A 13,477-nucleotide genomic window follows, 5' to 3' on the forward strand; every position below is an offset into this window, starting at 1 on the left:
CCCGCCGATCAGCCCGTCAGGGTGCCCCTCAACAGGCTGTCGCCGGAGTGGCGGGTGTTGTTGTCGTACTGCTCGGCGGACACGTCGACCACCGTGTAGCTCTTGAGGTCGACGTTCGGGGGTAGGGGCAGCAGAGCGTCCGAGTCGCCACCGAGGGTGCCGATCGAGAACATCTTCATGTTTGTCGGATTGATGAGCCAGACCTCGTAGTACCCCGGCACGCGCGGGAGATTCGCCACGTGCAGATGCAATTGGCCGCTCCGCAGAACCCGCGCGTCACCCTGGGCCGACTTCGGCGTCGAGCCGAACGCGGCCAGCGGCGCGCTGGCCAGCACCGCGGGCGTCGGAGCGGGCGCCGGCTCGTCCGTTCGCAGCACCGAGACCGTGCCCACCACGCCGATCGCCGCCGCCGCGACGGCGGTCACCGCGGTGGCCGCCCAACGCGACCAGCCGGCACGCCGACGGGCCCGTGACCTGCCGCCCGCTCCGGGGCCTCCCGCCACACCCGGACCCGAAAGGCCGGCCTCGGTCAGCGACGGCACGGCCTCGGCAGCCCTGATCTCGGCGGCAATGCCCTGCCAGATGTGCTCCGGCGGGTCGGGCAGGTCACCCAGGCCCTGCGTCTCCACGCCGAGCCCGGCCACCTGTCGCAGGGACGTCAGCTCCGTACGGCAGTGCGCGCAGGTGTCGAGGTGGGTGCTCTCCCCGTCGTCCGCATCGCTCTCACCGAGCGCCAGAAAAACCAGCCGCTCGTGCTCCAGGTGCTGCACCGTCCACCTCCCATCTGCGTTTCAAGCTCGCCATGCCGCGTCGGATGTGACTCTTCACGGTGCCCAGCGGCACCCCCGTCACAGTGGCTATCTGCTGGTGTGTCAGGTCGTCGTAGAAGGCCAGCTCCAGCATGCGTCGCTGGTCGTCGGGCAGGCGTGCCAGCTCGTCCGCGATCACCAGCCGGTCCACCACCCGGTCCGGGTCCGGCACCGTCTGCGCCGGCTCGGGCAACTGCCGGACCGTCTCCACCACCCGGGTCTCCCGCGCGCTGGCCCGCATCCGGTCGATCACCTTGCGCCGGCCGATGCCGAGCAGCCAGCCGATCAACGAACCCTTGGCCGGATCGAAGGTGTCCCTGCCCAGCCAGGCGGCCACGAACGTCGCCTGGGTCACGTCCTCGGCGTCGGCGCGGTTGGCAAGCATGGAGGTGGCCAGGTGGAGCACGGCGCGGCCGTAGCGGTCGTACGCCTCGCGCAGCGCCACCTCGTCGCCGGACCGGAACCGGGGCGCGAGGTCGTCCACCGGGGGGTCCGGTTGCTGCGGTAACGCCGTCATCGGGCGGCCAGCCTTCGATGGGGCATGCCCGACTGTAGCTGCCACAGCCTCCGCCCCACTCTCCCGGTCGATGTCATCTCACCAGCTCTTCGTCCGCCGGGCCCGATCCGGATGCGGTCGGAGCCGGAAAAAGAAATCGCGTCGCGGGCGCATCCACCCGTCGCGGAGCCGGCGTAACCCGTTCTGCAAGCCAGGCCTGACGAATCAGCACCAATCACCAGGAGGCAGACATGCAGCTCTCGTACTTCCGTCGGGTCGCCGCGGGCGGCGCCGTCGCCGCGTTGGCCTTCGCCGGCGTCGCCGCGTTCACCGCCACCCCCGCGTACGCCGCCACCTCGAAGGTGTCGGTCGTGCACGGCATCCCGGACACCCCGGTCGACGTCTACGTCAACGGCAAGAAGACGCTCGACAACTTCAAGCCCGGTGACGTGGCCGGCCCGCTGAACCTGGCCGAGGGCGAGTACGACATCGCCCTCACCAAGCCGGGTGAGCCGGTCGGCAGCGCGATCCTCAAGGTTGACAACGCCGAGGTGCCGGGCGGGGCGAACATCAGCCTCGCCGCCCACCTCGACGCCGCAGGCAAGCCGAAGATCACGCCGTTCGTGAACGACGTCTCGAAGGTCGACGCCGGCAAGGCTCGGCTGATCGTCCGGCACACCGCCGCCGCCCCGGCGGTCGACGTGCGCGCCGGTGGCACCCCGGTCTTCAAGGGCCTGACCAACCCGAAGGAGGCGAAGGCCGACGTCGACGCCGGCACGGTGAAGGCGGACGTGGTTCTTGCCGGCACCGACACCGTGGCCATCGGCCCGGCGGACCTCAACCTCAAGGAGGGCACCGCGACGATCGTCTACGCCATCGGCTCCGCCGAGGGCAAGAGCCTCGACGTGGTTGCCCAGACGATCACCGGCCTGCACTCCGCCCCGGGCGGCGTGCCCAGCGGTGACGGCGGTCAGGCGGGCACCGGCGTGCAGACCTGGTGGTACGCGCTCACCGGTGCCGGCGTACTCCTGCTGCTCGGTGGTGGGGTGCGGATGGCGACCGCGCGGACCGGTCGCAAGTGACGGTGCGCAACCGCGGCGCGCTGGCGGCCCTGGCCGCCGGCGTTGCCGCGCTCACCGTCGCCACCCTGGTGGCGTGCAACTCCCAGCCGACGGGGAACGTCGGCGCCGAGGAGGCGAGCACGCTGGCCGCCAGCGCGACCCCCTCGGCCGTCGGCAGCGACCCGTCGGTGCCGGTGACCTCGGGCGAGCTGCCCGCCGGCGCCCGGATCGTCCCGCCCGTCCGACTGGTGATCCCCGAGATCGACGTCACCGCCACTGTCAACGCCGTAGGCATCAACGAGCGGACCAACGAGTTCGAGGTGCCGCCGAGCGTCGACGAGATCGGCTGGTACCGCTACGGCCCCGGCCTGGAGGCGGGCGCCGGATCGGTGGTCATCGCCGGTCACGTGGACAGCGCCAAGCAGGGCAGGGGTGCGTTCTTCCGGCTGCGCGAACTGGACCAGGGCGACACTCTGACCGCGACCGGCAGCGACGGCAGGGCACGCAAGTACCGGGTCGTCGCCCGCGAGGAGTACGCCAAGACCAGGATCCCGCTGGAGCGGTACTTCGCCCGCGACGGCAAGCCCCGACTGACTCTGATCACCTGCGGCGGGCCGTTCGACGCCAAGGCCCGCAAGTACCGCGACAACATCGTCGTCACGGCGGTGCCCGCCTGACCGGCGCGCCGGGGCGGGCGGAGTGCTCCGCCCGCCCCGGGGTCCCCTCCGGCATTCGGCCCCCGACCCCTCGGCCGTACGCTGAACGGTGATGGCTTACCTGGATCACGCGGCGACGACTCCGATGCTCGACGAGGCACTGGAGGCGTACGTCGCTACCGCCCGCGAGGTCGGCAACGCGTCCTCCCTGCACGCGGCGGGTCGTCGTGCCCGTCGCCGGGTCGAGGAGTCGCGCGAGCGGGTGGCCGCCGTGCTCGGCGCCCGACCGTCCGAAGTGATCTTCACCGGTGGGGGCACGGAGAGCGACAACCTCGCGGTCAAGGGCATCTTCTGGGCCCGCCGGGCCGCCGGCCCCGACCGCCGCCGGGTGATCTCCAGCGCCGTCGAGCACCACGCCGTGCTGGACTCGGTCGACTGGCTGGTCGAGCACGAGAGCGCCGAGGTCGGCTGGCTGCCGGTGGACCCCACGGGCCGCCTCGACCCGGAGGACCTGCGTGCCGAGTTGACCGCGCACGCCGATCAGGTGGCAGTGGTCACCGCGATGTGGGCCAACAACGAGGTCGGCACCGTGCAGCCGGTGGCCGAGTTGGCGGCCGTCGCCGCCGAGCACGGTGTGCCCTTCCACACCGACGCCATCCAGGCCGTCGGGCAGGTGCCCGTCGACTTCGCCGCCAGCGGGGCCGCCGCGCTTACCGTCACCGGGCACAAGCTGGGCGGTCCGACCGGGGTGGGCGCGCTGCTGCTCGGCCGGGACGTGGCGGCCGTACCGCTGCTGCACGGCGGTGGCCAGGAACGCGACGTCCGTTCCGGCACGCTGGACACCGCCGGCATCGTCGCCTTCGCGGTCGCCGTCGAGACGGCGGTGAAGGGCCAGCAGGAGTACGCGGCCCGGGTGGCCGCGCTCCGCGACGACCTGATCGAGCGGGTCCGCCGGGCGGTGCCCGAGGTGGTCTACAACGGTGATCCGACCGACCGGCTGCCCGGCAACGCGCACTTCTCCTTTCCGGGCTGCGAGGGCGACGCCCTGCTGCTCCTGCTGGACGCCCAGGGCATCGCCTGCTCGACGGGTTCGGCCTGCTCGGCCGGGGTGGCCCAGCCCTCGCACGTACTGCTGGCGATGGGTGCCGACGACGACCGCGCCCGTTCCTCGCTGCGTTTCACCCTCGGCCACACCAGCACCCAGGCCGACGTGGACGCCCTCGTAGCGGCCCTGCCGGCAGCCGTGGAACGCGCCCGCCGAGCAGCAGCCCCCCGCACCCCCCGCTAACACCAACCCGCCCGCCCCGGCCCGGCCGGCCCGGCCGGCCCCGCCCGGCCCGGCCCGGGCCCGGCCCGCCCCGTCGATCATGGAGTTATTGCCCCGCGGATCGGCGTGTCGTGGCGATAACTTCATGATCGACGCGGTTTGCCGGGAGGGCGTGCGCGGTTGGAGGGGGCGCGGGCATGACTGGGGATGGGGGTTGGGGTGGCGTGGTGGATAGGGTTGGGGTTGGCCTGTGGGCAGGGGGGTTAGCTGGTGAGGGTTCTGGCGGCGATGTCGGGCGGGGTGGACTCGGCCGTGGCGGCGGCGCGGGCGGTGGCGGCCGGGCATGACGTGACAGGCGTGCACCTGGCGCTGGCCCGCAACCCGCAGACGTACCGGACCGGTGCACGCGGCTGCTGCACCCTGGAGGATTCCCGGGACGCCCGCCGGGCCGCTGACGTGATCGGCATCCCCTTCTACGTGTGGGACATGGCCGACCGCTTCCACGAGGACGTCGTCGACGACTTCGTGGCCGAGTACGCCGCTGGTCGTACGCCGAATCCGTGCCTGCGCTGCAACGAGAAGATCAAGTTTGCGGCGGTGCTGGACCGGGCGGTGGCCCTGGGCTTCGACGCGGTGGTCACCGGCCACCACGCCCGCCTCGGCCCGGACGGGCTGCTGCGCCGCAGCGTCGACATCGCCAAGGACCAGTCGTACGTGCTGGCGGTCCTCACCCGCGAGCAGCTGGACCGGTCGATGTTCCCGCTCGGCGACTCGACCAAGGCGCAGGTCCGCGCGGAGGCCGCCGAGCGTGGCCTGGCGGTGGCCGACAAGCCGGACTCGCACGACATCTGCTTCATCGCCGACGGCGACACCCGCGGCTTCCTGGCCGGCCGGCTCGGTGAGGCGCCCGGCGACGTCGTCGACGCGAGCACCGGCGCGGTGGTCGGCAGCCACACCGGCGCGTACGCCTATACGGTGGGTCAGCGGCGCGGTCTGCACCTGGACCGACCCGCCCCCGACGGTCGGCCACGCTACGTGCTCTCGATCACGCCCAAGACCAACACGGTGACTGTCGGCCCGGCCGAGGCGCTGGAGGTGACCAGGGTTCGGGCCACCCGGCCGGTGTGGACCGGTGGTCCCCGCCCGGGCACGCCTGTCGAGTGCGAGGTGCAGTTGCGCGCGCACGGTGACGTGGTGCCGGCGACCGTCGACCTCGACGGCGACACGCTGCACGCCGAGCTGCGTCGGCCGGTCCGCGGTGTCGCCGCCGGTCAGGCCGTGGTGGCGTACCGCCCGGACCCGGCCGGCGACATCGTCCTCGGCTCCGCGACCATCACCGGCTGACCGAGCGACCGCCGGTTGGCCGGGTCGTGGGCGTCGCGGCGCTGGTGCGCGGGCGTCGCGGGGCCGGCGGTGCGCGGTCGCCGAGCGGTCGGCGCGTCCAGCGGGATAGCCTTCGGCCGTGACAGATCAGGCGTGGCCCTGGCCGGCCGGCGCGGCGACAGGTATCGGCTCGCTGCCCGGCACCGACATCGCCGAGGCCCAGCGGGTGGTCCTCGGTGAGCTTCCCGAGCTGCCGCACCTGCCCGAGCTGCCCGCGCGCGGCCCCGGAGCCGACCTGATCGGTCGCAGCGCCGGGCTGCTGGTCGAGCTGCCCGTCGAGCTCTACACCGGGCGGTGGCGGGTCGCCCCCCGCCCCGGCCGTGACCTGCGCCGCGCCCGCGATCTGATGGAACGCGACCTGGACCAGCTCGCCGAGCAGGCCGAGGGGTACGCCGGCCCGATCAAGGTGCAGGCCGGGGGCCCACTCACCCTGGCCGCCTCCCTGGAGCTGCCGATCGGCGGCCGGCTGCTGCGTGACCCCGGCGCCGTCCGCGACCTCACCGGTTCCCTCGCCGAGGGGCTGCGCGGGCACGTCGCGGCGGTCGCCCGGCGGCTGCCCGGGGCATCGGTGCTGCTGCAACTGGACGAGCCGTCGCTGCCGACCGTGCTGGCCGGGCGGGTGCCCACCGAGAGCGGCCTGGGCGCGTACCGGGCCGTGGACTCGGTGGACGCGGCCGCCCTGCTGCGCACGGTCGTCGACGCGGTGGGCGTACCCACGATCGTGCACTGCTGCGCCCCGCAGGTGCCGCTGGAGCTGATCCGCTCCACCGGCGCCGTCGCTGTCGCCCTCGACCTCGACCTGGTCACCGACCTGGACCCGCTGGGTGAGGCCATCGACGCGGGTCTCGGACTGCTGGCCGGCGCCGCGCCGACCCGGCCGCCGTCGGCCGGTGGCGCACCGACCTCCGCGCAGATCGCCGACCGGGTACGCCAGATCTGGGACCGCCTCGGCTTCCCCCGCCGACAGCTCGCCGAGCAGGTGGTCGTCACCCCGGCCTGCGGCCTCGCCGGCGCCACCCCGCAGTACGCCCGGGCGGTGCTCGCAGCCTGTCGGGACGCCGGCCGCCGGTTCTCCGAGGAGTGACGTTTTCCTGTCGTACCGGCGGGGCAGGATGACGGTCATGATTGGACAGCTTCGTTCAGTGGTGATCGACTGCCCCGATCCGCGGGCGTTGGCGGCTTTCTACTCCGAGCTGCTCGGCGTGCCCTTCGCCGAGGGCGACTCCGATGACGACTGGGTGGTGCTGGGCGGCCCACCCGGCCACCAGCCGCGTCTCGCCTTCCAGCAGGCGCTCAACCTGCGGCCGCCGGCCTGGCCCGACCCGGAGCGCCCGCAGCAGTTCCACCTGGACGTGACGGTGGCCGACATCGAGAGCGCCGAGAAGGCGGCGCTCGCACTCGGCGCTCGGCGGCTGCCCGGCGAGGGCGAGGGCTTCCGGGTCTACGCCGATCCGGCCGGTCACCCGTTCTGTCTCTGCTGGGACTGACCGTGGCGTGGGTTGCGGCGGCCCGGCATCATGGCCGCCGTGATCGACTCCATCCCGCTGGCCTGGGACTGACCGGCCGTCCCTCGACGCGGCGGCCGGTCAGTGATCCACTCGGATTCCTGGAAGTCGCGGTGTTGCTGGTGAGCGGATGCCCCGGATTCCTGGAAGCCGAGTGGATCACGGCCCGGCCCGGCCCGGCCCGGCCCGCTGTCAGCTGGCGGGTAGGTGGCGCAGGTTGCGGACCTTCCGCCACAGATCGGCGTCACAGCGGCCGGCCCGGTCGGCGAAGTCGGCCGAGCTGATCCGGATCGGCTCGGTCAGGCTCAGGTAGCTGTCGTGCTCGGCATCGGGATCCCAGTCCCGGGTGGGAATCCGGACGTGGTCGTCCCGGTCGCTCTTGTCCTGGCTGGTGATCTTCAGGACGTCGGCGCCCCGGGAGTCGGCGCGCAGCACCAGACAGGGGCGGACCTTCGAGCCGCTGCCGTCGGCGTACGGCACGTCGGCCCACCAGATCTCGCCGGCCGTCGGCGTGCCGGTCGCCCCCCGAGTGTCGCGGGAGCGTTGCGTGGTGGCCTGTCGATCGGTGCCGCGTGGCCTCGGCGGCGCGGGACGGCGACCACCCGTTCGGGTCGGGGTGCCGCGCCCAGGTCGGTCGGCCGAACGCCGGCTGGTCACCCGATGCCGCCAGCTGTTCCACGCCCAGCCGGCGGCCACCGCCAGCAGGATCGCCGCCGCCCAGAGCAACGCCTCGGTCATCGCCACCCCCCGCGTCAGTGCGGCACGTGCGCCGCGTGGTGCGGCACGTGCGCCGCGTGGTGCGGCACGTGCGCCGCGTGGTGCGGCACGTGCGCCGCGTGGTGCGGCACGTGCGCCGCCTCACTGCGGCGATCGTCGCACGCCACCGCCCACGCCGCCCGAGGACCACACCGCGAGCGTCGATGCCTTCGTGATGATCGACTCTGGGTCGGCGACGTCGCGGCATCCGGGCCGTCCGGACGCGCCCATATCGCCGCCTGAAGTCGATCAGGTGCACGGCCGACCGGTTCGGACGTCGCTGCGGACGCAGGTGGGCGTCGGATTGTCACCCCGGACCGATACCGTGCCTTAGGTAGCGTGATTCAGGGGGGTCGCAGGCGTGTCCGAAGGTGGCGGGGTGTCCGAGGAGCAGATCGGTCAACAGGTCAGCCCGGCTCAGGAGGCGGCGGCCGGCGCGGAGCCGACGCCGCAGGCGCGGGAGCGGCACGCCACCCTCAGCCGCGAGCTGACCGAGCATCAGTACCGCTACTACGTGCTGGACTCGCCGATCATCACCGACGCCGAGTTCGACAAGCAGTTGCGCCAGTTGGAGGCGTTGGAGGAGGAGTTCCCGGCGCTGCGCACGCCGGATTCGCCGACCCAGCGGGTGGGTGGCACGTTCTCCACCGACTTCACCCCGGTCACGCACGCCGAGCGGATGCTCTCGCTCGACAACGCCTTCGCCGACGAGGAGCTGGCGGCCTGGGCCGAGCGTGTCGAGCGGGACGCGGGCGGGCCGGTGCCCTACCTCTGCGAGCTGAAGGTCGACGGTCTGGCGATCAACCTCACCTACGAGGCCGGCCGGCTGGTCCGGGCTGCCACCCGGGGTGACGGCCGCACCGGCGAGGACGTCACCGCCAACGTGCGCAGCATTCGGGGCGTGCCCGGCCAGCTCGCGCCGTCCGCCGAGTTCCCGACGCTGCCCGAGCTGCTGGAGGTCCGGGGCGAGATCTACTTCCCGGTGGCCGCGTTCGCCGACCTCAACGCGAGCCTGGTCGAGCAGGGGCGGGCGCCGTTCGCCAACCCGCGCAACGCCGCCGCCGGCAGCCTGCGGCAGAAGGACCCCCGGGTCACCGCCTCCCGACCGCTGCGTCTCGTCGTGCACGGTATCGGCGCCCGCCGGGGCTTCCAGCCCACCGCGCAGTCCGAGTCGTACGCGGCGCTGAAGGCGTGGGGCCTGCCGACGAGCGACAGGTGGCGGGTCGTCCCGGACCTGTCCGGCGTGGCGGAATACATCGCCTACTACGCCGAGCACCGGCACGACGTCGAGCACGAGATCGACGGTGTGGTGGTCAAGGTCGACCCGGTCTCCATCCAGGGTCGCCTGGGCTCGACCAGCCGTGCCCCACGCTGGGCGATCGCCTTCAAGTACCCGCCGGAGGAGGTCACCACCAAGCTGCTCGACATCGACGTCAACGTGGGGCGTACGGGTCGGGTCACCCCGTTCGCCGTCCTCGAACCGGTGCGGGTGGCCGGCTCCACAGTCGCGCTCGCCACCCTGCACAACGCCCGCGAGGTCGAGCGCAAGGGCGTGCTGATCGGCGACACGGTCGTGCTGCGCAAGGCCGGCGACGTGATCCCCGAGGTGCTCGGCCCGGTGGTCGACCTGCGACCCGCCGACGCCCGCCCGTTCGTCATGCCTACCACCTGCCCGGCCTGCGGCACCCCGCTCGCGCCGTCGAAGGAGGGCGATGTCGACATCCGGTGCCCCAACACCCGCAGTTGCCCGGCACAGCTCCGCGAGCGGGTGTTCCACCTCGCCGGTCGTGGCGCGTTCGACATCGAGGTCCTGGGCTACAAGGGCGCGGCGGCACTGCTGGACGCGGAGATCATCGCCGACGAGGGTGACCTCTTCCAGCTCGACGCCGACCAGCTCTCCCGGTCGCCGTTCTTCGTCAACAAGGACGGCAGCCTCGGCAGCAACGCGGTCAAGCTGCTCGACAATCTGGCCGTCGCCCGGGAACGGGACCTGTGGCGGGTGCTGGTGGCGCTCTCCATCCGGCATGTCGGCCCCACCGCCGCCCAGGCGCTGGCCCGACACTTCCGCTCGATGGAGGCCATCGACGCCGCCAGCGAGGAGGAGCTGTCCTCGGTCGACGGGGTCGGGCCGACCATCGCGGCCAGCATCCGGGAGTGGTTCGCCGTGGACTGGCACCGCGAGGTGGTCCGCAAGTGGGCCGAGGCGGGCGTACGGATGGCCGAGGAGGCCGTCGACGAGGGTCCACGCCCGTTGGAGGGGTTGACAGTCGTGGTGACCGGCACCCTCGCCGGCTTCTCCCGGGACCAGGCCGCCGAGGCCGTGCAGACCAGGGGCGGCAAGGTCAGCGGGTCGGTCTCCAAGAAGACGAGCTTTGTCGTCGTGGGCGACAACCCGGGGTCCAAGGCCGACAAGGCGGCCAGCCTCAAGGTGCCGGTGCTCGACGAGGACGGTTTCCGGGTGCTGCTGGACGCGGGCCCGGAGGCCGCGCGGGAAATCGCCCGGGTGGAGGGCTGACCGCGGCGGCGAAGCCGCGCGGTGGCCGTCGCGTATACCAACTTAATTACGACTACGACCGATTCGTGACTGTCATACCGGGAAACTTGGGGCTGAGGGCGTTTCATTGGGTCACGGCGTGCTCATCGGCACGTCGACCGTCGGTCGGGAGGTGTGATGGAGGTCGCCGACCCGCGCAACTCCGTCCCACCGGGGCGGGTGACGCCGTTCGCCGCCTTCGTCGTCGGCATCCTGGTGGTCGCGGCGCTGACCGCCACGGGTCCACTCACGACGCTCCCCGAGGAACTGCCCCGCCTGCCGGTGGCGTTCTGGACGATGGCCGCCCTCGCGGTGATCTGCGACGCGCGCCCCTTCGTTCCGCCCGGGCGGCGGCAGACCTCGGCGGTCTTCCCGTCCACCTGCTTCACCTTCGCGATCCTGCTCGGTTGGGGGCTCGGTCCGGCGGTGGCGGTGCAGGCGGTGGGGGTGATCGTCTCTGGTTGGCGGATGCGTCACGCCGCCTGGCGGACCGCGTTCAACGTCGGCCAGTACGCTTGCGCGCTCGCCGCCGCGTACGCCGTCATCCAGCTCGGGCCGAGCACCGTTTTCTCCGGCGGCCGCCTGCACCCGACGGACGTGGTCGCCGTCGGCGGGGCGACGCTGGCCTGGTTCGTGGTGAACTACGGCCTGGTGAGCTGGGCGGTGCGGCTGCGCTTCGGTGACCGCTGGTGGCCCACCGTCCGCCAGGGCGTCGGTTTCGAACTGCTCTCCACCGGCTCGCTGCTGCTGCTCGCGCCGGTGCTGGTCGCCGCCGCCCGTCTCAGCGCGGCGCTGATCCCGTTGGTGCTGGTGCCGCTCTTCGCCGTGTACCGGATGGCCCGGCTGACCGTCGAGCAGCAGCACCTGGCCGCCGCCGACCCGCTGACCGGGTTGCCCAACCGCAAGGCGCTGCTGGCCGAGGTGGCGGAGCAGGTGCACCTGCACGCCGAGCGGACCGCCCGCGGTGAGCCCGGCAGGCACCTGGCGCTGCTGCTCATCGACCTCGACCGCTTCAAGAACGTCAACGACGCTCTCGGGCACGCGGTGGGTGACCGGCTGCTGGTCGAGGTCAGCGCCCGGCTCACCGACGTGGAACCCCGACCGCAGATGATCGCCCGGCTGGGTGGCGACGAGTTCGCCATCGTGATGACCGGCCTGACCGACGTCGGCCAGGCGCGTGAGCTGGCCGACCGGGTCGTCGGGGCGTTGGCCGAGCCGGTGCCGCTGGACGGGCTGCCGTTGGACGTGGGCGGCTCCATCGGGATCGCCCTCTTCCCGGAGCACGGCGAGGACTTCGCCACCCTGATGCGGCACGCCGACGTGGCGATGTACGACGCCAAGCACCGCAACGACACGGTCGCCGTGTACGCCCCCGAATCCGACCACAACTCGGCCGAGCGTCTCGGTCTCCTCGCCGACCTCCGCCGGGTGCTGGAATCCGGCCCGTCGGCCGCCGGCCCGCTCGACGCCGCGCCGCAGCAGATCCACGCCGAGCACGCCGGCCGGGCCGAGCACGCCGAGCACGCCGGCCGGGCCAACCGTGCCAACGCCGGTCACGTCGACGAAGCCAACCGATTCAACGCCAACCACGCCGACGAAGCGGGGCGGGCCAACGCCGGCCACGCCGACGAAGCCGGGCCGGCCAACGCCGGTCACGCCGACGAAGCCCACCGTGCCAACGCCGGCCGGGTAAACGCCGGCCGCGGCGAGCCGGGTGAGGCCGAGCGGACGGCAGACGTACCCCTGGCTGTGGAGGCCGAGGTGCGCGGTGGTGACGGTGCGGCGCTGCCCGCCGGGGCGGCGGCCGAGGTTGCGCCGCAGCCGGATGGCACGCCGGTGATGGCCGCGGCGCCCCCGACGGGCGGGCGGTGGTGGGGTCGTCGGCGGCGGGCCGGCGGCGAGTTGGCGCACGCCGATGAGCTCATCAACCGGATCGCCACCGGCGCCGACCCGATCCGGGGCCGCAACAACCGCGCGACGATCCCCGGCACCCGCCCCGGCCCGTCGCGGGACCGGCGTGCCGGCGGCCAGGGTCGGCGATCGCCGAACGGTGGGGCGGTGCCCCCGCCGAGCATCGGCCGTCCGGGGCGCGCAGGCCTGTCGGTTCCCGAGGGCCACGCGATCGAGCCGACCGGGTGGGTACGCGACGATGGCGAGCCGGTCGACGACGCCGGTGAGATCACCATGTACTACCAGCCGCAGATCGCCATCGCGACCGGCGAGGTCGTGGGCGTCGAGGCCCTGTTGCGGTGGCGGCACCCGCGCCGGGGGATGGTCGACCCGGAGGAGTTGATCCGTGTCGCCGAGCAGAGCGCGGTGATGCGGCTGCTCACCCGGCGGGTGGTGGACGACGTGGTGGAGCAGCTCGCCAAGTGGTCGGCGGCCGGCATCGGGCTGCGCGCGGCGCTCAACGTCAGCGTGCGGGACCTGCACACCGGCGAGATCGCCGACCAGATCGCCGACCGGCTGACCCGCTACGGGGTGCCGGCCGAGCGACTGCAACTGGAGATCACCGAGGGCGCCCTGATGGCCGATCCGCGTCGGGTGCTGGCCACCATCTCCCGGCTGCACCGCATCGGGGTGGCCATCGCGCTTGACGATTTCGGCACCGGGTACTCGTCGCTGCAACATCTGCGTCGGCTTCCGCTGTCCGAGGTGAAGGTGGACCGGTCGTTCGTGCTCGGCATGGCCGAGGACGCCGACGACGCGGCGATCGTCCGATCGATGATCGAGTTGGCGGGCGCGCTGGGGCTGCGGGTGGTCGCCGAGGGCGTGGAGGACGAGCGGACCTGGCGGATGTTGTACGCCGCCGGCTGCGACGCCGCCCAGGGCTGGTTCTACGCCCGCCCGATGCCCGCCGAGCAGCTCGTCACCTGGCTCGCCCGCTACCGGCCGGTCCGACCGACGGGTGGTCCGGAGCCCGAGGCCGGCCGCCGTTCGACCCGCTGACCCACGGCACGAGCCTCCGGAGGGGGAGTCGGGGACGCGGCACGGGAGCGGAACAATAGACT

At 73.1% G+C, this 13,477-nt stretch carries 11 protein-coding genes; 8 read left to right on the top strand and 3 right to left on the bottom strand.

The genetic code is table 11. The features are described from left to right. Nucleotides 1-8 precede the first annotated feature (8 nt). Nucleotides 9-770 carry an anti-sigma factor gene (locus ACGFIE_RS13910; RefSeq protein ID WP_393294346.1) on the bottom strand — a complete coding sequence of 254 codons (762 nt, stop codon included), beginning with the start codon at nt 768-770 and terminating at the stop codon, nt 9-11. Beyond that, nucleotides 724-1,326, bottom strand: coding sequence for a sigma-70 family RNA polymerase sigma factor (locus ACGFIE_RS13915; RefSeq protein ID WP_363679217.1), 603 nt, complete (start codon nt 1,324-1,326; stop codon nt 724-726). The genes ACGFIE_RS13910 and ACGFIE_RS13915 overlap by 47 nt, the downstream gene beginning before the upstream one ends. Before the next feature lie 230 nt (nt 1,327-1,556). Here ACGFIE_RS13915 and ACGFIE_RS13920 point away from each other — a divergent pair, with 230 nt between their 5' ends. From ACGFIE_RS13920 to ACGFIE_RS13945, 6 genes are all read left to right on the top strand, one after another. After that, the gene (locus ACGFIE_RS13920) at nt 1,557-2,387 is read left to right on the top strand and encodes a DUF4397 domain-containing protein (protein WP_393294348.1); all 831 of its coding nucleotides are present in this window, start codon (nt 1,557-1,559) and stop codon (nt 2,385-2,387) included. Further along, nucleotides 2,384-3,043, top strand: coding sequence for a class F sortase (locus ACGFIE_RS13925; RefSeq protein ID WP_393294351.1), 660 nt, complete (start codon nt 2,384-2,386; stop codon nt 3,041-3,043). The genes ACGFIE_RS13920 and ACGFIE_RS13925 overlap by 4 nt, the downstream gene beginning before the upstream one ends. Before the next feature lie 91 nt (nt 3,044-3,134). Continuing rightward, nucleotides 3,135-4,310, top strand: coding sequence for a cysteine desulfurase family protein (locus tag ACGFIE_RS13930; RefSeq protein ID WP_393294353.1), 1,176 nt, complete (start codon nt 3,135-3,137; stop codon nt 4,308-4,310). A 249-nt stretch (nt 4,311-4,559) separates the two neighbouring features. Continuing rightward, nucleotides 4,560-5,633 carry a tRNA 2-thiouridine(34) synthase MnmA gene (mnmA, locus tag ACGFIE_RS13935; protein WP_393294355.1) on the top strand — a complete coding sequence of 358 codons (1,074 nt, stop codon included), beginning with the start codon at nt 4,560-4,562 and terminating at the stop codon, nt 5,631-5,633. A gap of 118 nt (nt 5,634-5,751) precedes the next feature. After that, the gene (locus ACGFIE_RS13940) at nt 5,752-6,756 is read left to right on the top strand and encodes a methionine synthase (protein ID WP_393294357.1); all 1,005 of its coding nucleotides are present in this window, start codon (nt 5,752-5,754) and stop codon (nt 6,754-6,756) included. Nucleotides 6,757-6,793: 37 nt separating this feature from the next. Continuing rightward, a complete protein-coding gene (locus ACGFIE_RS13945; RefSeq protein WP_363679229.1) occupies nt 6,794-7,159 on the top strand; it encodes a VOC family protein in 366 nt (121 codons plus the stop codon). Nucleotides 7,160-7,369: 210 nt separating this feature from the next. Here ACGFIE_RS13945 and ACGFIE_RS13950 read toward each other — a convergent pair whose 3' ends face one another. Next, complete coding sequence (locus ACGFIE_RS13950) at nt 7,370-7,915, bottom strand: type II toxin-antitoxin system PemK/MazF family toxin (RefSeq protein WP_393294359.1); 546 nt, start codon at nt 7,913-7,915, stop codon at nt 7,370-7,372. Nucleotides 7,916-8,312: 397 nt separating this feature from the next. Here ACGFIE_RS13950 and ligA point away from each other — a divergent pair, with 397 nt between their 5' ends. After that, nucleotides 8,313-10,448: an NAD-dependent DNA ligase LigA gene (ligA, locus tag ACGFIE_RS13955; RefSeq protein WP_393294361.1), complete on the top strand. Its 2,136-nt coding sequence runs from the start codon at nt 8,313-8,315 to the stop codon at nt 10,446-10,448. A 156-nt stretch (nt 10,449-10,604) separates the two neighbouring features. Continuing rightward, complete coding sequence (locus ACGFIE_RS13960) at nt 10,605-13,415, top strand: EAL domain-containing protein (protein WP_393294363.1); 2,811 nt, start codon at nt 10,605-10,607, stop codon at nt 13,413-13,415. Nucleotides 13,416-13,477 lie beyond the last annotated feature (62 nt).

This window comes from Micromonospora sp. NPDC049275 (assembly GCF_043197115.1).
Taxonomy (GTDB): Bacteria; Actinomycetota; Actinomycetes; order Mycobacteriales; family Micromonosporaceae; genus Micromonospora.